Source organism: Rhodococcus sp. 06-156-4 (genome assembly GCF_002259345.1).
Lineage (GTDB): Bacteria > Actinomycetota > Actinomycetes > Mycobacteriales > Mycobacteriaceae > Rhodococcoides > Rhodococcoides fascians_E.
Window position 1 is genome coordinate 89,073 of the sequence record NZ_NPGB01000037.1, and the last position, 24,895, is coordinate 113,967.

Here is a 24,895-nt window from a genome sequence, read left to right on the forward strand (position 1 = left end):
AGCACCGAAGAGGCACAGGAGAAAACAATGGCGACCGACAATCACCGACAGACCGCGGTCCTGTTTCCGGATCCGCAGGAACACTTCGACCACCCCCGGTGGCAGACGGTCGCCGAGCTCGACGCACCGAACATCGAGGCCTCGCAGCAGCAGCTCGACAAGGCTTCTGACGACGGGCCGCTGCAGCACGTCGACCCGTCGACCCCGCACCCCGCTGCGGCTGCAAGCGACCGGTACAACGAAGACCCCTTCGTCGACGACGACGACGCCGTAGCGGCCGGCTTCTCCCCCGCTCTGGGCGATGAACTCGACGCTCCCCTGCCGGTTTCCTACAGAGAGGACGACTACGCGATCGACACGGTGCCGGTCCCGCGTTGGGTGAGTGCACATGTACCGGCTGACAAGCTCGTCATGGGCGAGCCGAACCGCCGCTTCCGTCGCCGCCGCACCGCCACGCCTGCTCCTACACCCGACATCGACGCGCCATCGCAGGCGACACCTCGCCCAGGGCAGCAGAAACGCCCGATCCCTTTCGGCTGGATCGCCGGCGGAGTACTCGCCGCAGCATCGCTCATCGGCGCAGCCGTTGTCGTGACCGGAACCGACCAGACACCCGCTACTCCGGTAGCCGCCGCTCCGGAGCCATCGCAAGCCCCGCCCGCGTCCACCGCTGACTCCACTGCCGCGCCGACGACTCCGGTGGCGGCCCCATGGTGCACCACCGCCGCCACGGCCGACGCGACGACGACCGACGACGCCGGCAACCGCGAGAGCGCCATCGGCGTCATCGCCGCATTCGAGCACGCCTACTACGTACAACGCTCCGGCGCAGCCGTCGCAGCGCTGATGACCTCCCCGGCACCGGCGGACCGTATCCAGGCCGTCATCGACCGCACCCCAGCAGGAACCGAGCACTGCGTGACCATCGCCGCTACTGACATCCCCGATGTCCACGCCGTCGCCCTTTCGTTGCGCACCCCGTCGGGGTCCGAGTCGGCAATCGCCTCGCGTATCACCACCGCACGCGCGGGCGAGAGCTACGCCATCGCGAACGTCGAGGAAGTCCGATGAAGCAACGCCGACGGCCGCCACCGAGCGCCGTGACACCACTGCGGCCGACCCCATCGACACCGTCACCAGAGCAGGTCAGCATCGTCATCGGTGCCGGGTCCGGCGGCGCGGGTGCAACGACCATCGCTCTCGGTGTGGCACATACCCTCGCCGAGCGCCTTCCGGTCGCAGCGGTCGATGCCAGCAGCGACGGCGGCGATCTGTTCGACCGCGCTGCCGCGAGGCCGCTGCCCGATACCTCGATCACCGCCGCGATCCCGGCCTCCTCGGCTGCGAGTACCGGAGGCATCGTCCTGTGCGGATCAGCGTCACTGCCCACCGGCAGCTTCGAGGACCAGCACTTCGGCGCTGGTGGTGTCGACCGCGAGCCCCACGCGCGCCGTGTCGATCCTGCTCAGAGCAGTGACCTGATGTTGCTCGATTCGATTCTCTCCTCCCGCGGTGTGGCGCGGGTGTTCGACGTCGGCACAGCGGTCGACGCACCCCGCGCGGCGGCCCTGCGCCGACATGCAGTGCTGGTGCTCGCCGCGCCGGTTCGCGCACAACCGTTGACCCGCCTTCGCACGGTTCTCGATCGACTCCGCTGGACCCATGGCCACGAAGCACTCACCAGGACGGTCGTCGTGCTCACCCACACCGTTCCCGGCTCCGTTCTGGACCTGGAACCGATCCGCGCCGCGCTTACGCCCCTGGTCGCCGGTGTGATCGAAGTTCCGTTCGATCCGGTCCTGGCCGCACCGGGGCTGCTCGATCACCGGCAGATCGCATCGGACACCGCCCACGCCTTGCAGACCCTCGCCGACCTGACTCTGCACCGGGTCGAGAAGGACCACCACTTCGTACCTCGCCGCGGGATCGACCCCGACAACCAGAGAAGGGAACAGGCATGAGCACCCCCTACGCAGCCCCGCAACCCTCCGCCGCCGGTACCGAATGGATTTCACCGGCGCTGTGGCTCCTCGGCGCCACCCGCGAAGCCGGGGTGAGCACTTTGGAACGCTTCTGGGCGTTCACTGCCGACGGTGAAGGCTCCTGGCCCCCGGGTGATGACCGCGAACGTGTCTCCCCGTACGTGGTGCTCGTGGCCCGCGAGTCGTTCAAATCGCTTACCGCCGCGCAGAATCTCGGCCTCGCGTATACCCGCGGCGAGCTCGGGGCGGGGTCAGAGCTGCTCGGTCTGATCACCGTCGCGGCCGCACCGAACCTGGAGAAGCCGATCCGTCAGCACCGCGACGTCGTGTCCGCTGCGTTCGAGAAGGTCTGGCACATCGGCTGGCACCGCCACCTGCTTTCTGCCTCGCTCTGCAAGCTCCCACGCTGGCATCCCCTCGACTCGGGCGCACTCGCACCCGTCGCGGGCCTACCCGCCGATATCCACACCACTGCAATCGAACTCACCAACACCGTCCACAGACGTATCCCCACCCTCTTCGCCTCAGGAGTGTCCGCATGAGCGCTGGTGCAGCGATCCTCGATCTCCTGGCTGTGATCGACGTCGGAGCCGGTTCGACCGCCTCCGTTGCCGGTGCGGGGGCTGCCGCCGGCCGGACACTCGTCGAGCACTCGTCGATAGCCTCGGGATCGCGGCCATCGACGCTGCTCCACATCGTGCGGGTGGTGATGTTCGTGGGGATTGCGGGCGCGGGAGTGTTGGTCGTTGTCTTCGCTGCCCGAACAGTCGCCTTTGCGGGAGTCTGGGAGGAAAGCATCACCGGGCGGGGACCTGCTCGAAAGCTGTTCGTTGCCATCGCTTTTCTCATCGTGTCTTCCGGCTTTCTCACCCTGGCCGACCGGGCACAGGGTGCGCTGTCATGACCGCTGAGACCCCCGACGCGTCGACTCGCCGCGGCGCAAGTGTCGACCAACGCGAACGAACTCGCCTCGCCCTGAACCCCGAAAGGTAGATCGATCACTCATGATTCTCGCCACCGCCCAGGCCGTGCAGGACTTCTCGGTCCAAGCCATCGAATTCAACGTCACCGCCGAGCTCCCACCCGGAGCGAACGGGCTTCTCAAGCTGCTCAACTGGCTGCTCTGGGGTGTGCTTCTCGCGTGCATGGCTGCCATCGTCTTCTCCGGCGGGAAGATGGCATGGGAGAAATGGAACCAGGGCAGCATCCAGGCCCCGAAGATCCTCCTCGGTGCTCTGGTCGGAGCGATCGTCTCCGGCAGTGCGAACGCCATCCTCAACGCCGTCGCCGGCGCATAAACCCGCCGGGGCGAGAGAACGATGAGCACAGCACTTCTCAGCTCAGGCAACGACATGGTGTCCGCGCTACCGCAGCAGGTGGTCAGCGACATCAACACCGTTCTCGGATGGATGCTCGCCCTCGTCGCGGTCGCCTGCGTCGGCAAGATCGTCTTCGTCGGAGCCCGCCTGGCGTGGGATCACCAGCACACCCCCGGTGTCGAATCACCGGTGTCCGCAGAGTTCTTCGCCGCTGTCATCGGCTGGATCCTCGCCGCTGCCGCCGCCGGCGGTATTGCCGCCGTACTGCTCGACACCACCGGGACCACACCCGCCGAACCCGAACGCGGCAACCTCGTCGAACAGATCGAACAGATCAACCCACCTCTCGGCGGTGAGCAGCCAACCGGCGAACAAGGCCCGCCCTGACAACCGCCGCCAGAGAACACCTCTGGCCGAATCGAAGGACGTACGACATGACACCCACCAGCATCCGCACGCGAACCGCAGTCGCCGCGGTCTCCGCTACGGCAGTAGCGCTCCTCGCCGCAGCCTGCGGCTCCGACGATCCCACTACCGACACGCCGGCGGAAGATCCCACCGCAGTGGATGTCACGGCCCCACCGCAGATCGCGTCGTGGACCACTTTCGGCGGCATCGCGGTCCCGTTGGGCACGCGAGACGGTCCGACCTCGACGCCGGGCGCACCGTTGACCGGTTTCACCCGTACCCCGCAGGGGGCGGCGTTGGCGGCGATCGGGCAGTCGGTGCAGCTCTCCACCGCCGCCGACACTGCGTGGTCGACGATTCTGCCCGCCGTCACCACAGCGGGAGCAGGCCGTGACGCGTACGCGGGAAACCGCGCGCTCATCCAAGTCAGCGGAACCGATCCGGCCGTGGTCCCCTCGATCATCGGCTACACCCTGCCCGCCTACAGCCCCGATGCTGCGACGGTCTCGATCGTCCAGCAATTCTCGGACGATTCACTGGCTGCGGTCGCAGCCAAGGTGGTGTGGTCGGATCAGGATTGGAAGCTCGCCCTCCCCGAACCCGCACGCGAGCCGGTCCCGCAGGATTTCGTGACCGCCGAAGTCGCCGGTAACCCGGTCACCGCCCTCGACACAGTGCCAACCGACATGGTCGCGCTGGGCGGTGCGCCCCGATGAGCGAACCCACCACACCAGCCGCCGAGCCCCAGGCATCACCCCCAGAACCCGAAGGCAAAAAAATCGGCACCGTCGGCCTGATCGGCGTCGGTCTTGTCGTGGTCATCATCCTCGCCGGAATCGTCGTCAGTCTCGTTGTACTGCAGAGGGATCAAGACACTCCCCTGGTCTCGGTCGACGCCGGTGGATCATCGGCCCCGGCCACACCCGGCCCGGAGGCGGAACTGTTCGAACCCGACCCCGAGTTCGACACCCTGGGCCGAGTGACCTACGTTCCGAAAGACCCCAACGGGGTCATCCTCGAGCAGATCACCCCACCCGCCGGTCGACCTGCAGATGCCGTGCCGTCCGGTGTGATGCTGCAACGCATCCACGACAACATGATCCTGCCGTTCTCCACCTCAGACGGTCCTACAGCCATCGATTCATCGGGTGTCGCAACGGGATTCGCGCACACCCAGCAAGGTGCAGCACTGGCCGGGGCGCACTACATGGCATATCTGGCTGCCGGAAACGATCGACTTGCCATGATCGCGGTATCGCAGCAGATCGACGACCCCGACTCCGACCTCAAGGTGCGCCGGCAGGCGAACGATCTCCGCGGCCGCGGATCGGTTGCCGACGGCGCACCCGCCGTCGCATTGCCCTCGGTGCGCGTGGACTACACCGATGCCCTCACCAGGGTCTGGTTCGGATACTCGGCCAACCTCGATACCGGCGGCACGCAGTACCGGCGGCTCTACCTCGACGTGATCTGGCGCGACGACGGCCGCGGGTGGGTCGTGCAGGGGCGACGAGACGGCGACCAGCGCGGCCCGACGATCGGAGTGCAGCTCGATTCGACGCCCTTCGAACCGGGGTGGCACAAGTGGTGGTGAACCCGCGTAGCGGACGGACGGCATCGATCCTCGCGGCACTCGTCTCGATCGCAGTCATGTTCGCGTGCACTGCTCCAGCGGCAGCGCAGGATCCGGAACCGGCACCCAGCGAGGATGATTCGTCGATCGTCTCCGACATCGCGGACACCGCCGCGGATATAGCACAATGCACTACTATTTCCGGACTCGCCACGTCCGCGATCACCGAGATCGCCGGCGCCGCCGGTATCGATACCGGTATGCCGAGCTGCGTGGACGGCGCTTCCAGCGTGGCCGCCGCCCCGCTGGAAGCGGTGAAGAACGTCGCCGAAGGGGCGTGGGAGCAGGCGGGACTGTCGTTCGGTGAAGCAGGCGCTGCCGGGCTGAAATTCGCTCTTGGCTGGTGGATTTCGATTCCCGGCCAGGACGAGGCCGCGTATCAGACGGTCTTGTCGAAGGTCGGCTCCTACACCTACGACATTCAGCTGGCGTTTCTGATGGTCTCCATCATTCTGCTCGGCGGCAAACTCGCCCTCGCCCGATCGGGGGCGATCCGGCAGGTCTCGGAGGAAGGTTTCCGCCAGCTCGCCCGCGCCACCGTCATCGCAGGCTCGATCGGGTTCTTCGTCGTCGTCGGCACCCGGCTCTCGGACGGGATCTCGACGTGGTTCCTCGAATCGACCGTGGGCGATGACCCGGCCAAGCTCGTGGAGGCGATGGTGCGGATCACCACCTTCGCCACCCCGGGCGGTATCGCAATGCTCTTCGCGATCGGATTGATCGGCATCATCGGCGGACTGTTCCTGGTGTTCCTGCTGTTGATGCGCATGGGCATGTTGGTGGTGGTATCGGCGTTCCTACCGATCGCCGCAGCTGCAGGCGGCACCCGGATCGGCGCCAGCGCCTACGAGCGGCTCATCGCCTGGACGCTCGCATTCCTGCTGTTCAAACCCGTGGGTGCGTTCGTCATCGGGATCTCGGCGATGCTGTTCGCTCAATCGGCGCCCTCGCAGGATCAGGACGGCGGCATGATGACCGCCGTCGTCGGCGCACTACTGCTCGCCTGCACCGCTCTGGTGTTGCCGTCGCTGATGAAACTACTGATGCCCGAAGCAGCCGGAGGTGTCGGCGGTCTCGCAGCCGCCGGCGCGATGATCGGCGCCGCCGTCCAGGTCGGATCGATGATAGCGACCGGTGGCGGGAGCGCAGCAGCCGAAGGTGCAGGAGCACCAGGAGGCACAGCTCCTGGCGGCGGTGTCGACGGATGGGCTCCCTCGTCGTCGTCCGGATCGGTCCCTGCTTCCTTCGGTGTCGGCCCCGCAGGTGGGGGCAGCAGTGGCGGCGGCGACAGCGGCGGAGGTGACGGGGGCCCGAGCGGCGGTTCGATGCCGTCGGGTAGCGGCGGCGCGGACACCGGCGCGCAGAGTGCGGGCCGCTCCTCCGACGCCGTAGCACCCCCTGCCGCCTCCGGTGGATCGGCTCCGGATTCGTTCGGATCCGGTGCGGGCGGACCCAGCAGCGGACCAGCTCCCGGTGACAGTGCAGGCAACGACAACAACAGGGGATTTCAGATATGACACAACAGTTTTCACACCGAACGCAGACATCAACCCGACCGTACGAAGCCCGCCGTAGTGCGGCTGCAGTCGACATCGAACGCACATACGGGTCGACCCGATGACCAACGAGCACAGGGCGCCGATCACCTACGGCGCATGGCGACTGCCACGTTCGGGCGGTGCATTCGGGGTGAGCTTCGCGGTCACCATCCTCGGGATGGCGTTCGCGGTCGCTGTCATCGGAACCTACGCAGTCACCCGGTCACTGTCGGCATCGGGACTCGTCCTGGCCGCCGGGGCTGTGGTGATCGTGCCGATGGTGATGAACAAGGACGGCCAGAGCGGTCACCGGCGTTTCTCCGGCTGGCGGACCTCGCTGCTGTCGAATCGACGCGGTGAGGACACCTACGCCTCCGGCGCATTCTCCAAGGTCCCCGGCGGAGTCTTGCGTCTACCGGGCGTCCTCGCGGGAACCGATCTCTACGAGGGCATCGACTCCGCCGGCCGCACGTTCTCGATGATCCACCTACCCGACACCCACTACTACACCGTGCAGCTCGCCGCGGAACCTCAAGGCGGGGAGAACTTCGACCAAGAACACTTGGACCGGGCAGTGGCGAACTGGGGCCAGCAACTCGGCGGGTTCGGCGACGTCGCCGACATCCCGTTGGTTGCCGCAGTCCTCGAAACCGTGCCCGACACCGGAACGGTGCTGATGGAAACCGTCCGCGCCCGTGTCCGCCGCGACGCACCCGAGCTGGCTCGCCGGTCGATGTACGAGACCGCGACCGGCACCGCCAAGGGCGGCGTCCGAATGGCCGCACGTCTGGCGATCACCTTCCAAGCCCAGACCGACGAGCGGCGCAAAGACCCCATCGAGCAAGCCGTCGAGATCGCCCGCCGACTGCCCGAAATCACCGCAGCCGCAGCAGCCGCCGGAGTCATCTGCACCCCCATGACCGCCGACGAGGTCGCCGGCACCGTGCGCCGCTCCTACGATCCCGCAGCTCTCGAAGCGGTGGAAGCGGCCCTGTATTCCGGGCAGGGCACAGGCTTGTCGTGGTCCGATTGCGGACCCCGCACGACCTTCCGCAAACGTGACCGCTACTTCCACGACGGTGCAGTGTCGGTGACCTGGGAGATGCGGGTGGCACCGAAACGTGCTGTGACAGAGCGAGTCCTCGAACGCCTGATCCGTCCGCACGCCGAGCTGCCACACAAACGGGTCACGATCCTCTATCGCGTCCATCCAGCCGGGGAGGCCGCCGATGTCGCCGCCAGCGACTACCGCAACGCCCGCGCCCGCCGCTCCGGCCGCACGGGCCTGGACAACATGAGCGATGTCAACGACGAACGCGCCGCGAGCCTGGCTCAGCAGGAGCAGTCCCTCGGCCACGGCATGACCCGCTTCGCGATCCTGGTCACCGTCACCGGCCCTGCCGAGACCACTGACGTCCCGCGCATCGACGCGATCCTGCGCGATGTCTCCGTCCAAGCGCTGTTGTCGGTGCGCCGTAGCCACTACTGGCAGGACGCAGCCTTCGCCGTCGGTCTAGGGATCGGGGTCTCCGCTCCCGAACACACCTCACTGCCACGTCTGGCCGACGGATAACACCCCGCACCGGTCATCACCCCGCACCAGCCCGCCCGCCGATCCTGCCCCCTCCGAGAGGAAACACCCGTCATGCCCGGCACTCTCACCCAACGCGCGCCCCGCCCCGCCCCCGCCTCGAAGCCCGCAAAGCCGGTCAAGACAGACAAATATCGGGTGCTCTCCGACACCGACCGCAGCGCACTCGAAGCGCGCGCCGCGTCCACGACCGGTATCAAAGCGCGCTGGCTTCAAGCGCTACTCAACCGCGATGACAATCACCGCCGCAACCGAGACCGCGACCGCGCTCTCCTCGGCGACGGCAGCCAGAGCGGAGTGTTCACCGAATCCGACGAACGCGGTTTCACCGGTGCGGGCAGTGGCCGCATGGCCACCGTCCTACCGCCGGTCGAATACCGCGGCACCACCAAACAGGTCGCCGGGCTGTACCCGTGGATCTTCGGTGCCTCCGCCCCGATCCTCGGACCGATCCTCGGACCACACCTCTCCACCGGCGCTCCGGTCGGCTTCTCACCGCTCGCCGCGAAGGAACGCGGCGCAGTCACCGCACCGGCGTGCATCATCATCGCGCTCAACGGAATGGGTAAATCGACTCTGCTACGCCGCATGGCGTTGGGAGACATCGCCGCCGGTATTCGGGTGATGTGGCCCGGCGACGTCAAACCCGACGGCCGCAAGCTCACCGAAGCGGTCTGCACCACCGGCGTCAACGAAGTCGGTTACGGCACAGGATCGTTGAACCCTCTCGATCCCGGACCGATCGGGGTCGCACTGGCCCGGTACATCACCATCGACCCGGACCTGCGTCGGCGCTACGAGTTCGCACTGCACTTCCGTCAGGTCAATCTCGTGCTGGCGCTCTGCGAGATCGTCCGCCGAAGTCCGTTGCAGGACTACGAGGAAGCGGTCATCGACTCCGGTATCCGCCTGCTCTACACCCCCGTCTCCGACGGTGGCCGCGGACACGACGTCGAGCGGCCCGCGCGTCTGTCGGATCTACTCGACCTCGTCGACAGCTGCCCGGAAGAGCTGCAGAACGATGTCGTCGCGGACAGCCCCGAGGAGTACCGCGGGCAGGTCAAGCCACTGCTGCGAACCCTGCGCGCGCTCACCAAGGGCCGGTTCGGGGAAACGTTCGACTCCGCCACCACCGTCCGGATCGACGTCGACAACCCCTCGACCTGCCTGGACATGTCCGCCGTTCCCGAAGGCGATTCCCTGATGCGGGCCGCTGTCCTGGTCGCGGGCTGGTCGGAGTGCTTCGCCGCGGTCGACGCCGCGCACCTGCGCGCCACCAGCGGCAACGGCCCCCATCTGGCGTTCTCCATCCTCATGGACGAGCTGTGGCAGGTCCTCTCGTGTGGTCCGACGATGGTGGACCGCATCGACGGTGTGCAGCGCCTGCAGCGCACCAAAGGAGTCGGTGTCACCGCGTGCAGCCACTCGGTGGCCGACCTCGAAAAAGTCGGCGCGACAGGAGTGTTCGAACGCTCACGTGCCCGCATCATCGGCCCCATTCCCCGCAGCGAGGTCGCCCGCCTCTCGGAGGTGATGCAGTTCTCCGAACGCGAGAAGACCATGCTCACCAACTGGTCCGACTCGGCCGACCTGGGTTCGGCCGCAACAGCGATGACCGCAGCCCGAATCCGCTGCAAGCACTGCTCGAGGTCGCTGCTCTTCCTCGCCGGCACGCAGACCCCCATGTGGGTGCACCAGGACAGCGATGCGCGGCACTGCGACGCCATCGACCCCCACGAGTACTTCGAAGACACCGACCACATCGCCGAACCACTCGAAGCCGTCAAACAGCCACCCTCCGGAATGGGTCACTTCCTGCTCAAACTCGGAGAAGGGAGCCGCCCCGGTGTCCCGTTCCGGGTGTGGGTCACCCCGGCCGAAAAGAAGTCGGGAATCCACAACACCGATGAGCGCCTCGACGCAGCCGCGGAAGAGCAGCGACGCGCGGCGGTCACCCGATGAGCGCCCACCTCGCCCGACACACGACGTTGACACCGAACGCAGCCGAATCCGCCGGGGCCTATTCCGCCGCAGGTGAGCGCCGTAGGTACCGGCTCGTCGACGACGAGACCCGCGATGCTGCGATCGGAACCGTCTGCACGGCCATCGAACAAGGAACCTCCTTCACCGCCGCCTGCGCAGTGGTTGCCGCACACATCGGTGTCGCCGCGACCACCGTCCGCGGGTGGGTCAACGACTCCGGCCGACGCCCTCGTACCGACTTCGACGAAGTGCTCGAACTGCGCCGCGCGTTGGCTGCGGCCGCCGAACTGAACCATCGTCTCGCCGCCGGAAGAGACACACCGTCGACGGAGCTGCGGTGAGCGATCGGGGTGCCTCCTCGGGCCTGACGGCAGTCGCGATCGCAGCCGTCGGGGTGCTGTTGGGCGCGGCAGTGCTCGCAGCATTCCTCGCCCAGGACGAACAAGACCGCGCCGCTGCGTCGACCGACTGCCTTCCCGGAACCTCACAGCTCGGCGCCGCTCCAGGGAACCTGCTTGCTGCCCCGGGCTCGTTCGTCAAACCTGTGGACCCCACCTCGGTGACCTTCACCAGTGGTTTCGGTATGCGGTGGGGATCGATGCACCAGGGCATCGATCTCGCGGGCCCGATCGGAACCCCGATCTACGCCGCCGCTGACGGCACCGTCTACGACGCCGGGGAAGCGTCCGGGTTCGGGCAGTGGGTCGTTCTCGATCACGTGTTGGACGGCAAAACCGTCTCCACCGTCTACGGACACATCGACACCTACAGTGTCGCGGCCGGTCAGCCCGTCCGCGCCGGGCAGCAGATCGCCACCAGCGGCAACCGCGGAGAATCGACCGGCCCGCACCTGCATTTCGAGATCTGGGACGGCGGCCGCGCCGGCGGGAGCGCGATCGATCCCCTCGCCCAATACGATGCCGCGCCCGCTCCCGGTGAGGCCGCCGCGACGCCGCAGACCCCCGCAGCGCCCGACACCCCTGCTCCTGGGCCGGTCGATCAGCTCGCCGGAACAGTCCCAGGCGCTGGCGGGGATCTGTCGACGCCCACCCCGGCATCGATGGGAACCGAGACCAACCTGCAGGTCGGTACCAAACGCGTGATGCGCGCTCTGGCAATCAAATTCGGTACCCGTCTCGATTCCCTCGGCGGCTGGCGGAGCAGCGGCGGAGCAGCAGACGATCATCTGCAAGGCCGCGCTGTCGACGCCATGATCCCGAACTACTCCTCCGGAGACGGAGTCGCACTCGGTAACGAGATCCTCGACTACGTCATGGCCAACGCCGACTTCTTCCACCTCGAGTACGCCATCTGGCGCCAAACCATCCACTTCCCCGGCCAGCAGCCCTCCCTGATGGAGGACCGCGGCTCGGACAACGAAAACCATATGAACCACGTCCACATCACCGTCGACGCCTCCGGCTTCGACGACGCAGGCACAGTGTGGGGCCAACTACCCGGCGGAACGGCCACAGGGCCGGGTGCGTCCGCAGCCGCCCCCGGATGCACCACCCCCGGGGCCGGGCTCGGCGAGGATCTCGCCGCCGGGTCGGTACCCGCGGAGTTCGAACCCTGGCTCCGCAAAGCCGGCGGCATCTGCCCGCAGATCAAGTCCTCCCTCCTCGCAGCACAGCTCGACGCCGAGAACGGATTCTCCTACGGCCCCAACGCCCCGGTCTCGAGCACCGGCGCCGGCGGCCCCGCGCAGTTCATGCCGGGCACCTGGGCGAGCTACGGCAAGGACTACGACGGCGACGGGTCGATCGACATCAACTCCATCGGCGACGCGGTCATGGCGCAGGGCCAGTACATGTGCGACATCGCCGGGGTCATCGATGCCGGGATCGCAGACGGCCGGGTGAGCGCACCGAACGGACCCACCGAGCTTTACCTCGCCAGCTACAACGCCGGCGAAGGCGCAGTGCTCTCCTCCGGGGGATTTCCGACCGGCTCCAACGATTACATCGTTCAAACCCGCCCGTACGCGGACAAGATCATCGCCGCCGAACCAACATTCAGGAGCCAGAACTCATGAAACACAACGCCTCGCGCTCCACGTCCGGCACTCGGGTGCTGGTATCGGTGGCCACCGCCGCAGCCGTGATGCTCGCCGCTGGCTGCGGTAGCTCTCCCGATCCGCAACCGATCCCCGAAGGAACCGACGCCCACGTGCAGATCGACCCCCTCGACCCCGCATCCCTCGGGCCACAGCAGGCAGCACAGGCGGCGATGAACGCGATCCTGTCTTGGCAACCCGCGTTCGACACCAGCAAGGCCGATGCACTCGCCCGCGCCCGGCCCTGGCTGACGGTGCCACTCACCGACACTCTCGACGCGCCGCAGACCTCGACGTCGTTGCGCCCGGATAGGGAATGGGACGCCTGGGCAGCATCCGGAGACACACTGACCACGACGTGCACCCCGGCCGCCGACACCCCTGCCAGCCCGGAGGGTATGCGGACCGTCATCGTCGACCTCGACTGCCGCCAACGCGTCCTGCACGCCAGTGGCGCGTCGACGCTGCGACCGGTCGAAACCTGGCGCACCACGATCATCTCCACACCCAGCGGGTGGCGACTGTCCAACTACCGCTATCGCTATCGCAGCTGAAACGCATCCGGCTGGAAGTGTTTGAGTTCTACCCAACTCACCCTGGGAACTCGATAGGCGACATGTCAGTACGCAGCGACGCGGTAAAGGGATCGTCGAGGACACGTAGCACCTGCATCAGCGTCATTTTCAGTGCGACACCGACCCGATAGGCTCCATGTCCATGAGGTCCCGTGAAGTCGGTACGGATGATGGAGTCGGCGATGATCTCATCGATTTGATCCTGTAGCTTTCTCAGTCTCACGTCTGGCCTCGTCGCGTCTGGACCTTGAGGATGCTCTGAACTGTCCTCATGTCGTAGTCGGCTCTTCAGCGCTTTGCACTCGACAAATGCAGTCTCACGAACCCTGCCAGCCGCTCCGGCTGTCCGCAACCATGCGAACGACCGCTCGTAATAGATCACCGCCCGCTGCAATGCCTTCGGCCGGACAGGAGACGTCACCGAACGATCCTCACCCAGGAACTTGCTCAGGCCAGGTGTCTCAGCATCCGCTAGCCCGATGCGAACTAAAGCCCGGGCCAACAAAAGTTCGCCGACACCGCGGTAGCGCGCCATCTGCAGAAGCTGAGTTGGACTTGGTATTTCGGTACGTTCCCATAGGAGGCCAGCTTGATTCAACAGGGTTCGAATCTCCTGATGTTCTAGGCTCGGCGGATAAATCTTGTCGGCTAGCGCTGCACTCTCCCGAAGCGTTTCGCGAAGGTCGGGGTAAACCACTCCGTACGAAGCGAGCCTGGCCACCGCGGCCAGAAAAGCATCCGTTTTGATCTCCTGGCGATGTTTGGTGCCATTCTTGCCATGCACTAGATGGTTCAGTTCGCCCAGCATCTTCCCGACGGCTGCGACCTCGGCGGTAGGGTCGCGCAGAAGCGCGTCTACTGCATCACGGTGGTACTCCGCAAATACGCGGTCGACCGGAGCGCGAACACGTCGCGTCACTTTGAGATCGGCTCTACGTAACTCGACTAGCTCGTAAAGCTCGTTGCTCTCTCGCGCAGGGTCACGTGAACGAAGACGACGAGCGTCAGCCGTGGACTCGAAGATGTGGACACAATCCTCCAACACATGGTCTGACGGACGCGTGCTACCGCGCTCGGATAGTCGATCAAGGATCAATCGGGCTATCTCTATTATTGATTGAGCAGACTCCAAAGCCTTCTGGTTTCCGGTCCGTCTGTCGACTTCGCCAATTGTTTCGAAAGCCGACTGGCCTGGGGTCCTCATAGCCGAATCATGCTTATTGACAACAAATCTGGCAGCTGCTACCGCCTGACTCAGATCATCCCCCGCTACCGCGTCCAGCAGTTCCGATTCTGTCCATAACGAAAACTGGGTCTGGCTATAGGAATGCTGGGCAGTCCTGGGAATCTGGTCGGTGTAACGCGAACGGGCCTTCCTATATCTGTTCGAATGCAGGACTACCGTCTCGGGCGGATCAGTGCGGGGCGAACTTTCGCGCAAGTGCTCGAGGACTGCGTGACACACCCCACCCCACTGGTCCCCGAAGGTTCGCTTCTTAGCGAAGTACTTCTTCATTGACGTGGCCCCCACGATTGCATCCGGGATTCGCGAGATCGGTCTGGGTAGTGCGTTCTCTGGATCGTCCACCATCCACCGTGCCAGAGCGGCTACATGCTTGCCTCGCTCGGTTCTCGCACGCTTACCCAAGCCCTCGAGTTCTCCCCAGTATTCGCCGTCCATGCCCGTTTCCCTTTCGCCGACCCGCACTCGGCAGGTCGCGATAACAATACATAAGACGACCCGACTGGTGCAGTTTAGGCGCTTAAGACGGGTCGAGTTACTGCGGGACGGTCAACATATTTTATCCTAATCCATTCTGTTGCAGCATCTTTCATCCCCATCCATACTCGTTGAACGACAACAATCTGGTCGTCTCGGATTGAACTACCACAAGGAAAGATCCTCATGACCCGATTCATCACAACCCTGCTGGTCCGTCGATTGATTGCTCTGATTCTCGTTCTCGCTTGTATCTCCACGGCGACGGCCTGCAAGGAGGAAGAATCCGAAATCGTCGTTGATGTGGTGTGCTCGCTCACCGGGGTTGTGATTCGCATAATTTCCGTTGCAACCAAATTCACCCCGAGCGCTCCTGCGTCTATTGGACTCGACGTGTTGGCAGTCAGCGCGACCGGAGGATGCAAGTACTTGTTCGAGCAGATCATGAGTGACACGTCGCCGACGACGAGCACCGCGTACCTAGTCAATCCGCCCGAATACATACCAGCAGGGTTCAATTTGCCCGTCAATTCCAGGGTCTGCTCGAACCAGGCCGGCGCGTACGCGACCGCCATCACCGGAGCCGCACTTGGCCGCGGCGAGGGATACGGCGACTTTCCGCGTACCGATTGCGGCTTCGCCAACGCGGTTCGGGATTCGTACCTGGCTGCCGATGGCCCGCCGTCTTCCCCTGATGGTGCACCACGTCAGCTGACCGTCACTGCCTGGAGTCCCGTGATGAAGCGCTACTACGAGATGTATTGCAGTGGCTTCTACCCAGTTGAATGCCGCGGGGGCGATCACGCTTTGGTCTACCTCACATGAACAGGCCAATTCCAATGAGCCCCAGATGCGGACGCACAGATTGGGTGTTCCAGGTTCCATGCCTGCCGCGACGGTAGGCCAGGCTGAGGGTGATCAGCGCAGCGACGGGAGTGTTCGTAACCGTCCTCGCTGTGTTTCCTTACCCCTTGTATTGTTGCATCATCGGGACCGTCGTGCGGGCGGCCTCGGTAGACCACCTCGTGGTTTGACGCTGCGCTGAGCATCGTTCAAACGCCGAGGAACACCTACCGAAGGCCTCGACTCATGCAAGCTGCATTGCCCATACAAGATGCTTCTCACGTCTCAACCCCGCTCACATCACTTGTCGAAACGGTGACTGTGCAGTGAGCGACAACGTGAAGGACCCCAGCAACGACACAGCAGCGATGTGGCTGCTCGGCGGTCTCTCCTCCGCCGCTGTGCTGATCGGCGGCGGAGCGTCGCTGTCGCTTCGCGTCGGTAGCGAGCAGGAGGTCCCGGCGAATCCTGCCGACGTCGTCTCCCAGCTCTACACCGGGGATCTGGTGTGGACAACCGGTGCCACCGTCGTGGCCGTGTTCTTCACGCTGCCGATGCTGGCCCTGCTCGGCGCGCTCGGCGTTGCCCTCGGTCGCTGGCGTACGCGGCGTAGCCGCGTCGACGACGCCGCCAAGCATCTGGCTCGGATCAAGGACGTACGGTCGCTGACCTACAAATCCTGCCGCTCGGTGGCCGAGCGCCTCGGAACACCCGTCGACCGGGGCAGCGAACCCGGTGTGCCGCTGGGAATCATGGTCGGCACCCGCGCCCGCCTGTACGCCGACATCGAATCCACCCACGTCGACATCTGGGGTCCACGTACAGGCAAGACCACCTCCCGGGTCATACCGGCGATCCTCGCCGCGATGGGCTCGGTGCTCACCACCAGCAACAAACGCGACGTCGTCGACGTCACCCGCGCCTACCGCGACGAGGTCGGCACCGTGCGAATCTTCGACCCACAGCGAGTCGCCCAGGAACCGGCAACGTTCCTATGGGATCCACTGTCCTGGGTGCGCTCGGACACCGTGACCACCGCAGACGCCGGCGACCTCGACACCCTCGCCGCCGATGTCTCGGTACAGGAACGCAAAGCCGCAGCGCTGGCGAAACAGTTCGCGGTCGGCGAGGACGGACAGGCTGCAAAGAAGGACGCGTTCTTCGACCCCGAAGGCGAGGATCTGCTCGCCTCACTGATTCTCGCGGCCGCGGTTGCCCGCAGGCCGATCACACAGGTCTACCGGTGGGTCACCGACGTGCAGAACCTCGAACCGATCACCCTGCTCCGCCAGGCCGGCTACGCGCTGATGGCAGACGGACTGTCCGCGCACTACACAGCCACCGACAAACAGCGCTCCGGAGTGTTCACCACCGCCAAGAAAATGATCAACTGCCTCAAGTTCCGATCGGTGCACCCGTGGATCGAACGCACCGGACCCGGCGATACCCGGCCCGAATTCGACCCCGCACAGTTCGCCCGCTCCGACACCGACACCCTCTACAGCCTCTCCAAGGAAGGCATCGGTTCCGTCGGTCCGATCGTGACCGCACTGACCGTGGCAGTATGCGACGAGATCCTCGAACGAGCCAGCGAAATCCCCGGCGGCCGCTTGAAGACACCGTTCCTGTTCGCACTCGACGAAGTAGCCAATGTCGTGCGCTGGCAAGAACTCCCCGGCCTCTACAGCCACTTCGGTTCCCGCGGAATCATCATCATGTCCATCCTGCAGTCCTGGTCGCAAGGCGCACGATGCTGGGGCGAGGACGGTATGAAAGCCCTCTGGTCGGCCGCCAACGTCGCCGTCTACGGAGGCGGCGTCAAAGTCGACGACGGACCGTTCCTACGGAACATGTCCACCGCCCTCGGCGATCACTACGAGATCACCGGTTCGATCTCCTCCGGACGCGGCGGCAACTCCCGCTCACGCCAACGCACACAGGTCCGCACCCTCACCGAATCCGACCTCGAAGCGCTCCCCCGCGGCCGCGCGATCATCCGCTCCTCCGGCAACCGGCCTGTCCTGGTCGAAACCGTGCAATGGACCAACGGACCCCACGCCGATGCCGTGCAGGCCGCGACCGCACACGCAGACGAGACGACAACGTCGGCGGACGACTCAGGCGATCGACAGGACCCCGTCCGCAGCGGTGGTGTGGCGTTGGGTAAGACACCGAGCTTCACCGGGATCGAGAGCGAGGCGCTGTGAGCGACGACGAGTTCGACCCCGCCACCGAACTCCCAACCCCTGGGGATAATTCGGAGCCTGCCGGCACCGAACACGACGACGTCGACGCCGAAGGCGCGCACCCGATGTTGGACAGCGGCAGCGGAGCAGATGGCGACGAGTTGTCCGCTACTTTCCAACAGCAGATCGACGCCGCGGTCTCCGCCCGGATCCGCACGGAAGTGGCAGCGATCGCCGACGCGCAGTTCGGTGAAATCCTCACCCCGGAACTGTTCGGACAGCTGCAGGCCGCGACCGCCCGCGCTTTGGCCGCGACCCTCGACACAGAGGTGCAGAAAGCACAAGCGGCCGCCGACGACGCCGAAGCCACACCGGTCTACACCACCCTGTTGGACTTCGTCGACGAGGTGATCCGCCCGCACTACCGCCGAGAGGTTTCGGAAGGAAACCAGAAGAAGTGGTGCCCACAGTGGTGGGCACACGGGGAAGCCTACCGACGACTCGATGCCCTCTGGCGAGCGTGGGAACACCTGCGCAAAGACCCGAACACCGGGGCGAGCGTCTGGTGGAAAGACCACGCAGACCACCACATGGGCATGCTCCTCGACCCACAAGGCCCGTTCTCCGCGTGCGGAGTTCGGCACGGACACAAAACCACTCTCCCCCCGCTCCCAGCCGACGAACCCGACCCCGCCCTGTTCGCGATCCCGGCCGATCCCGACACCGCAGCCGCCGACGTCCCACCGACCGCCTATACCCCCTCGACCATCGCCGTCACTGAAGGAGCACAACGATGACGCAAGCACCCGACACCCTCACCGACGACCTCGGCCGTTCACTGCGCACCAGCCTGCAAGTCGCCCTTCTCACCGGCGAAGCGATCGCGCGCCGCCGGGAGAACCGGCTCCGCGAGGCCCGCCAACGCAGCGAAGAACACGCACGCGCATTCCAGACCCGGCTACGCGCCGAACGAGGATCCGCCGAAGCTCAACTGAGGCCGCTGCACTCGTCTCGGTGGTGGGACGCAGCCACACCCGAGATCCTCGCCGAGACCTACCGCACCGCCCACGCATGGAAAGACCAGTCACCTGTCGCTGCGGACGCGCTGGCACGCCTGGACGATCAGCTCTCCGCCCGGCACGGGATCGACACGACCAGACTGGGCGTCGAACAGGCCGGTGTAGCGGATCGACTGGCCGCAGTGATGAACGAACGCGCCGCCCGGGAAGCAGCATCGAACTCTTTCGCCGAGCGCGGCTTCACCGTCTTGGACGATCGCCCCTTCGGCCGCGGGTTCATCCCGACCTGGGATCTGCGCCAGGCAAACGGCGAGAACATCGACCGCGCCGCCATCGACGGGGCACCGAAGCACTGGTCCGTGTTCCTCACTCGCGACGACAAGAACGAATGGGCACCAGAATTCTTCTGCAACGACGTCGCCGCCGCAGGCCTCGACCGACCCGTCCCGCCGCTGTACCTCGTACACGAAGACGGGTGGTGGGAGATGGCGGCCGAGCATCAGATCGCTGAAATCTACGAGCAGTTCATCCACAACAACGCCGCCTACGGCGTAGCCCGCATGGAAGATCAAATCTCACGCCACTACGGAATTGACGCCTCCACCTCCCGCGGCCTACCCGACGAACTCGCGGACCGCCTCGCTGCTGTGAACGCTGAACGCGCCGCCACGGCCAGCGCCGAGAAGTCGACACGCGAACGCTCGGACACCGTCACCGCGATCGCCACCGCCGACCGCGTCGACGCCGCACGCGGAGCACAGTCCACCCCCGCACCCGGGACACAGCTCGATGCGCGGGCCGCCGAGTTCGACGCCGCGTTGGAATGGGCGAAAACTGCCGTGCCACGCGACGCCGAGCGCTACGTCTACGCCGCCGGTGAACGCAAAGACGCAGCGCGAGAGACCATCACGACCGGATGGGAAGTCGTACAGTCCAAAGCCTGGGCAACCGAGCACGCTCCTGCATTGGGAGTGCAATTCGCGCAGACCGAAGTATCGGCCAACCGTCAGGACTACCTGACGGCGAGAGCAGAGCTGATCCAAGAATGGTCCACAGCAGGACGCCCACGCGTCGACGCCGCACTTGGGACACAGCCTGAAACCGCATCAGCAAGTTCGGCCTCACCGACCCGGTACGACTCCAAAGAACGCCGCGACGCACTCACCGAACAGCTACACGCCGCCGGCGTCGACCCGGACGCCATTGAAGCCCGCCTCGCCGCCGACCGCGACAACGCACACCCCATCGGAACCCCCGCTGCCTCCACGGCGAAGTCCCCCAAAGCGAGCAAAGGCGACCGCAGCGGTAGTCGATCGGTGAGCACCGAACGCGGAGATCGCTGACCAGCGGCGTGCTCGCCAGTTGCCTGCAACAACGTCACGTCCATCCGGCGGGATGAAAAGCTAGCGGCACAGTGTTAGAGTATTCGTGAGCAAGGAACCAACCCTCCAGGTGTAGCGCCTCGACAGTTGGTCTGGCCCTCGGTGTAGCTACGGCAGCCGGGGGCTGCTTTGTATCTGGGACAAGTTTGGCCGACCGCTGGGACCCATCATTCGGTCATGTCGACGAAGTGCACTTGCTTCTCGATCAGGTCGAACATCGTGCTCGTCTCGTCGGTGTGGGTGAGAGTGCGCCGGTAGGCCGCAGAGACAACATCGGGTAGCCACAGCAGCCGCTCGAACTTCGGCGAGGTCTGCAACAGCCGAGTGTTACGCGGAACCCTCTTCTCGGCGACCAGCTCTTTGTGGTTGAGCCTGTCCTTGTTCCGGAAGTTCATCTGGTTGCGTTCTTCGAGCACCAGCAGCTCCACCGGCTCCCACTTGCCGGTGACTCCGGCAGCAAGTTCGATAGCCAACGCGCGATAACATGCCCGTCTGGCCTCTTCGGCGTCGTGGTCGTCTTCGTCGACGGGGACTTTGTGGGCGATCACGCACGCCTCGAAGCCCTCCCCCAGATATTCGAGCATGCGGCGAGTCGTTGTCCGGCCGCCCTTTTCGAGCAGTGCGTCTGTGGTGTGCCACCACGTTCCGTCCGCGATGTCACCGAGATCGCGTCTCAGCTCGTCCATGGCCTCTTTGTGTACGACGACTGCAGTGAAGATGTAGAAGGTGTTGGACGTCGTCACCGTCGGATCCGGCGCCTGATAGGACTCGTCGAGGTAAGCGACCTGGCCGGATGTCCGTCTGTATGCCTCGGCGACGATGCCACCTTTGCCTTTGTCGAATCCCACCGCATGATCCTAGTGGCGCTTCTTTACAGGAGACCTTCCCGCTCCAGGACTTAGCGGAGGTCTTCGTAAGTCGCGGAGATTCTGTTGGCTGGGTACCGAAGCTGGCTCAGGCCGGTGATGTTGGAGAACTCTGCGCACCCCTCCTCGACCCCAAGGAGAGCCCAGCCAGTACGAACGACAGAGCCGAAATGAGCAAGGCCACTGATGACGCGTCCACAGTCAATCCTCTCTATCAGGTTGCACGTGCACAACAACTACGAACTCGGTGGATTCCCTTGGCCGTTGTCGTTTTCTTGTTCGTCGTCGTTCATACGGCGAATCTGAAGTACGACGTCAACCTTCAGCGAACGAATCACTTCTTTGTCTTTGACGAAGGTGAAGAATTTGGCGTCTACCTTGTACGAATCGGCCTCGATCACTTTGTCGAAGTCTCGTCTGGTGCTGTTGTAGAGGACCTCAAATCTGGCCACCTCTGGTCTCCTTACTTGATCTTCGAGGCGGATGGTTTGTTGTCGTGGCGGGCATCGACAATCAGCGGCTTCATCGTGACGCCTTTCTGCTCGCTCAGGGTCTTGCAGGTGTCTTTGACCTTGTCGATGCGAGCGGTGGAAAAGTCTTGGTCGGTGAATCCGACACACAGGTAGTAGCCGCCGGAAATTTTCTCCGTCTCGAGATACTGCGGTAGCTGTTTCTCCGCGCCTTGGAAGAACTTGGTGCTGGCGATGAACTTCACTTCGATCAGAGCGCGTTTGGTCCAACCGGCCGAAAATTTGAAGTCGACCGGCCCTCGGCCCATGTTGGGTTCCTTGCTGATATCGACGTCGGCGGCTTTGCACTGCTGCACCCACATAGCTCCAGCAATTGCTTGGACGATTTTCTCGTCGCGGTGCTTGGTGAGGTCGTCGTTCCACAGAGCCTTCCACAGGTCGGTGTCTTCGACTGCCGTCCTGAACTCATCGGCAAGATCCTTGACCCAGTCCATGAAGTCGGACTGCGACTTCGGCTGCGACACGCTCGAACTCGCCCCCGCTGCAGCCTGGCGACCGGCCTCAGCCCAGCCGACCAACAGTTTGGGATCCTGTTGCACGTCGTACGGCAGAAGTTCTTCGTCTTCGAGAGTTTCGAGGTAGCGCAAAGCAATGTCCGGTCGAGCTCGGGCGACAGCATGACCGCGCGCGGTCTTTGCCTGCTTTGTCAGAGACTCCTCCAGATCGTAATTCAGATCATCTCGCAGTACGTCGGCCTCGGTGACCTCGGCCCATCCCCAGAAGCCGTCGGCTGTCACACGAGGGATGTCCTTCAGGAAACGTTCTGGCACCAGCAGAAGTCCGCCACTGACGGCGGGGCTCTTGGGCAGCGCGAGCCGCTGGTCGTTCCATCGCCCTTCTTTGGTCCACGAAGCGTGCTTGACCATGACGTCGGTCGTCGGAATCGTGTGCCGGTCGACAATCTGGTTGGTGTAGTCGACGAAGGTTGCTTTGACGATGTTGCAGAACGCATCGCTGATCCGGTCCACGCCCATCCCATCGCAGAACAGAGCGAATGCCTCGACGTAATCGACTGTGTCGATCGCGTGTGAGTTCAGGATGCCGAGTGCTTCGGCCATGCGCCGGGCAAAGTCTTTACCGGTCCCCGATCCTTCTGGGTGTCCCATCGACAGACCGAGCGCGAACTCTTTCGGTTCGGGGAACAGAAGCATGCGTTCGGCCTTGCGCCATGCTGGCGAGTTCTTGTCTCCGTTGGCTCGCGCGACGTATCCAAGAGCAAGTCCGAAGAAGTCTGTCAACTGGTCATGTGTGCCGGACCAATACGGGTCAGCATCGTCGAAGACAAGGAACGGGTCGACATACAACGGCGTGTCTTCGGTGCACTCGAGATCGAACCAGTCGTCGTCGTCGTTGCGAGAGATCGAGAACTCGTCTGAGAACCGCATCACTGCCCCCGAAGCATTCGGAGCCCCGGTCTGCCCGAAGCTAATTCTTTACCGGATCATGAATATGCCATCGCTGCCAGCTGCCACGCCGAAGGACAGCAGCTCTGGCACACGCATGACCCAAAGCTGTCAGACGTGTCTGTATGTCAACGCTCTACACCGGGTTCGTTTTGGCGGGTCGATGATCGATTGGGTGCAGCTTGCGGAGACTGAGATTGGCCCGAGGCACGGGCCTGAACAGGAAGCCCGACAGTGTCGACATGCCGTGCTTTGAGGACTTCTTTAATCTCTTCGGAGATGTCGGTGCGCGCATCGACTTCCGCGGTGTACGCCTTGCGTTGTTCACTGGCAGTCAACGGCCGCGTGCGCTCGGCAACCGAGACCGGTGACGACGACAAAGCCTGTGCGTCCGGAACGGGTTGCAATCGTGCACGCACAGCCGCGAGTTCGGTTCGCGCCAACGTTTCCACCGTCGACGCTCGGGCCAGATCCCCTGCGGCACGGTGCGCGTCCGCTATCGCTTGCACTGTCTTGGTCAACTGGTGCAACAGCAGCATGTACCCCGCGGCCGGATCGGTGGTCCCCACTTGCAACAAGATCAGTGCGGCCCCGCCTGCCGACAGTCTCTTCGGTGACACCGGGGCACGCTGGTGCGCTGAAATCTGCGCCGAGTCGGCCAACGTGCGTGCCGCTGCTGCAAGTGGTCCCGGTGTCGGTTCCATTCGCGCAGACCATGCTGCGAACACACCCGATATGCGGCCCGCAGCACGCGCCCATTGCGCGGTATCGGTGGTCGGTATCGACGCCAGGTAGGTGTTCCACTTGCCGATGTCCTGCGCGGCGCGGGCGATCAACGTCGGGTCGATCGGCGTACGTTCGCGGCCGTTGTTCACGGTCACCGCGCTACCGCGGCGCGTTGCCCCCCACTCCGCGGCCGCCGCTGTACGTGCGTCTTCGCTCTGGTCCCACTCGTCGCGCAACCGCGGCAGTGTGAGGTCCTTCGACAACCGTCCGCCGCCGTACCAAACTGGTCGGCCGCCGTTTACTCGCTCGGCCGGTGTCGGTGCCGTGGCAACGGAATATCCGACGACTGCGCCGGTGGTTCCCTTCTCGTAGCGCGGGCGCACCAACAACTTTCGTGCGCGCAGTCGTCGCACGAATTCCGCTTCGGTCTTCGATGCCGTTGCGCACGCCCGCACCGTCCGCTCCATCGCCTCACGCGCGGTCTCCGGCGCATTCGCGCGACGAGCGCGTGCCGCTTCGGCGGGCTTGATACCGCGGCTTCCGCGGTCTGCTTCACGCGAGGCCAGGACCACCAACTGATGACGGTGTTCGAGAACGTTGCAGGCGGTCTGGGCGCGCTTGAAATCGTTGAACGTGTCGACCTTCGTACCGTCCTCACGAACAGCCGATGCAGCGATATGGATGTGGTCACCGCCCGCCGTGGTCTTGCCGTGACGGATGGCCACCCACCGGGCCGGTGCGCGTGGAGAGTCCGGGTCGTCAAACCCCATTTCCTTCATGAAGTCCGAAGCGATCGCAGCCCACTTCTCGTCCGACAGTTTACCCTCGTCCGGGTTCAGCGACAGCGAGCAATGCCACACGTTCTGATCCGATGTCGCATCGGCCAACGCGACCGACCGGGATACGCCGTCGTCGATCGCGGCGTTCATCTTCCGCTTGCTCGTGACGGTCACCTCGGTACCGAACACCACCCGCGCAGCGTCCAACTTTCCAGCGAGCTCGATCGCGTCCTCGTGCGAGAGCTCTCCCGAAGCCGCCGCGTACATGATGCTTTCATGCCCGGCAACGATGTGCGGGTTCTCATGCTCGTTCGACTTGCCCGGCCCGGCGAGATACAGAACCAGCCCGGTCATCT

Annotated in this window: 23 protein-coding genes; 18 read left to right on the forward strand and 5 right to left on the reverse strand. The window is 64.7% G+C overall.

The window, feature by feature from the left end; all coding sequences use genetic code 11:
- The first annotated feature begins 27 nt into the window (after positions 1-27).
- From CH290_RS27050 to CH290_RS27115, 14 genes are all read left to right on the forward strand, one after another.
- Complete coding sequence (locus CH290_RS27050) at positions 28-1,071, forward strand: DUF8176 domain-containing protein (protein ID WP_052083004.1); 1,044 nt, start codon at positions 28-30, stop codon at positions 1,069-1,071.
- Entirely contained in the window at positions 1,068-1,961 is an 894-nt protein-coding gene (locus CH290_RS27055) for a hypothetical protein (RefSeq protein ID WP_141216179.1), read from the forward strand. Before CH290_RS27050 ends, CH290_RS27055 begins: the two co-directional genes overlap by 4 nt.
- Entirely contained in the window at positions 1,958-2,524 is a 567-nt protein-coding gene (locus CH290_RS27060; protein WP_052083002.1) for a hypothetical protein, read from the forward strand. The genes CH290_RS27055 and CH290_RS27060 overlap by 4 nt, the downstream gene beginning before the upstream one ends.
- Positions 2,521-2,886 carry a hypothetical protein gene (locus tag CH290_RS27065; RefSeq protein ID WP_033188229.1) on the forward strand — a complete coding sequence of 122 codons (366 nt, stop codon included), beginning with the start codon at positions 2,521-2,523 and terminating at the stop codon, positions 2,884-2,886. Before CH290_RS27060 ends, CH290_RS27065 begins: the two co-directional genes overlap by 4 nt.
- A 100-nt stretch (positions 2,887-2,986) precedes the next feature.
- The gene (locus tag CH290_RS27070) at positions 2,987-3,280 is read left to right on the forward strand and encodes a hypothetical protein (protein WP_052083001.1); all 294 of its coding nucleotides are present in this window, start codon (positions 2,987-2,989) and stop codon (positions 3,278-3,280) included.
- A 21-nt stretch (positions 3,281-3,301) separates the two neighbouring features.
- On the forward strand, positions 3,302-3,688 hold the full coding sequence (locus tag CH290_RS27075; RefSeq protein ID WP_080748608.1) for a hypothetical protein: 387 nt from the start codon (positions 3,302-3,304) through the stop codon (positions 3,686-3,688).
- Positions 3,689-3,735: 47 nt separating this feature from the next.
- Positions 3,736-4,425 carry a DUF8175 domain-containg protein gene (locus CH290_RS27080; protein ID WP_052083000.1) on the forward strand — a complete coding sequence of 230 codons (690 nt, stop codon included), beginning with the start codon at positions 3,736-3,738 and terminating at the stop codon, positions 4,423-4,425.
- Complete coding sequence (locus tag CH290_RS27085) at positions 4,422-5,303, forward strand: DUF8175 domain-containg protein (protein WP_052082999.1); 882 nt, start codon at positions 4,422-4,424, stop codon at positions 5,301-5,303. The genes CH290_RS27080 and CH290_RS27085 overlap by 4 nt, the downstream gene beginning before the upstream one ends.
- Entirely contained in the window at positions 5,300-6,859 is a 1,560-nt protein-coding gene (locus CH290_RS27090) for a hypothetical protein (protein ID WP_176460606.1), read from the forward strand. Before CH290_RS27085 ends, CH290_RS27090 begins: the two co-directional genes overlap by 4 nt.
- 100 nt (positions 6,860-6,959) lie before the next feature.
- Complete coding sequence (locus CH290_RS27095) at positions 6,960-8,453, forward strand: SCO6880 family protein (RefSeq protein WP_033188226.1); 1,494 nt, start codon at positions 6,960-6,962, stop codon at positions 8,451-8,453.
- Positions 8,454-8,525: 72 nt separating this feature from the next.
- Positions 8,526-10,433: a putative type IV secretion/conjugal transfer ATPase gene (locus CH290_RS27100; RefSeq protein WP_033188225.1), complete on the forward strand. Its 1,908-nt coding sequence runs from the start codon at positions 8,526-8,528 to the stop codon at positions 10,431-10,433.
- Positions 10,430-10,795, forward strand: coding sequence for a hypothetical protein (locus tag CH290_RS27105; protein ID WP_033188224.1), 366 nt, complete (start codon positions 10,430-10,432; stop codon positions 10,793-10,795). Before CH290_RS27100 ends, CH290_RS27105 begins: the two co-directional genes overlap by 4 nt.
- Positions 10,792-12,489 carry a M23 family metallopeptidase gene (locus CH290_RS27110; protein WP_033188223.1) on the forward strand — a complete coding sequence of 566 codons (1,698 nt, stop codon included), beginning with the start codon at positions 10,792-10,794 and terminating at the stop codon, positions 12,487-12,489. The genes CH290_RS27105 and CH290_RS27110 overlap by 4 nt, the downstream gene beginning before the upstream one ends.
- Entirely contained in the window at positions 12,486-13,064 is a 579-nt protein-coding gene (locus CH290_RS27115; protein WP_033188222.1) for a hypothetical protein, read from the forward strand. Before CH290_RS27110 ends, CH290_RS27115 begins: the two co-directional genes overlap by 4 nt.
- 37 nt (positions 13,065-13,101) lie before the next feature.
- Here CH290_RS27115 and CH290_RS27120 read toward each other — a convergent pair whose 3' ends face one another.
- Positions 13,102-14,766, reverse strand: coding sequence for a hypothetical protein (locus tag CH290_RS27120; RefSeq protein ID WP_094623552.1), 1,665 nt, complete (start codon positions 14,764-14,766; stop codon positions 13,102-13,104).
- A gap of 225 nt (positions 14,767-14,991) precedes the next feature.
- Between CH290_RS27120 and CH290_RS27125 the strand changes: the two genes are divergently transcribed.
- The 4 genes from CH290_RS27125 to CH290_RS27140 all read left to right on the forward strand — a co-directional run bounded on the left by CH290_RS27125 (position 14,992) and on the right by CH290_RS27140 (position 20,196).
- Positions 14,992-15,630, forward strand: a complete 639-nt coding sequence (locus CH290_RS27125) for a hypothetical protein (RefSeq protein WP_033188220.1) — start codon at positions 14,992-14,994, stop codon at positions 15,628-15,630.
- Between the two features lie 344 nt (positions 15,631-15,974).
- Positions 15,975-17,855 (forward strand): type IV secretory system conjugative DNA transfer family protein, encoded by a 1,881-nt coding sequence (locus CH290_RS27130; protein ID WP_033188219.1) that lies wholly within the window; start codon positions 15,975-15,977, stop codon positions 17,853-17,855.
- Positions 17,852-18,631, forward strand: coding sequence for a DUF4913 domain-containing protein (locus tag CH290_RS27135; protein WP_230620862.1), 780 nt, complete (start codon positions 17,852-17,854; stop codon positions 18,629-18,631). Before CH290_RS27130 ends, CH290_RS27135 begins: the two co-directional genes overlap by 4 nt.
- The gene (locus CH290_RS27140) at positions 18,628-20,196 is read left to right on the forward strand and encodes a hypothetical protein (RefSeq protein ID WP_052082998.1); all 1,569 of its coding nucleotides are present in this window, start codon (positions 18,628-18,630) and stop codon (positions 20,194-20,196) included. The genes CH290_RS27135 and CH290_RS27140 overlap by 4 nt, the downstream gene beginning before the upstream one ends.
- A 206-nt stretch (positions 20,197-20,402) precedes the next feature.
- On the opposite strand, the gene CH290_RS27145 is transcribed toward CH290_RS27140, so the two are convergent.
- The 4 genes from CH290_RS27145 to CH290_RS27165 form a co-directional block, all read right to left on the reverse strand.
- Positions 20,403-21,083 (reverse strand): hypothetical protein, encoded by a 681-nt coding sequence (locus CH290_RS27145; protein ID WP_033188218.1) that lies wholly within the window; start codon positions 21,081-21,083, stop codon positions 20,403-20,405.
- A gap of 254 nt (positions 21,084-21,337) precedes the next feature.
- Positions 21,338-21,553, reverse strand: coding sequence for a hypothetical protein (locus tag CH290_RS27155; protein WP_033188216.1), 216 nt, complete (start codon positions 21,551-21,553; stop codon positions 21,338-21,340).
- Positions 21,554-21,564: 11 nt separating this feature from the next.
- Positions 21,565-23,016, reverse strand: coding sequence for a DUF8370 family protein (locus CH290_RS27160; protein ID WP_033188215.1), 1,452 nt, complete (start codon positions 23,014-23,016; stop codon positions 21,565-21,567).
- 146 nt (positions 23,017-23,162) lie between these two features.
- Positions 23,163-24,893, reverse strand: a complete 1,731-nt coding sequence (locus tag CH290_RS27165; protein ID WP_230620861.1) for a relaxase/mobilization nuclease domain-containing protein — start codon at positions 24,891-24,893, stop codon at positions 23,163-23,165.
- Positions 24,894-24,895: the final 2 nt, after the last annotated feature.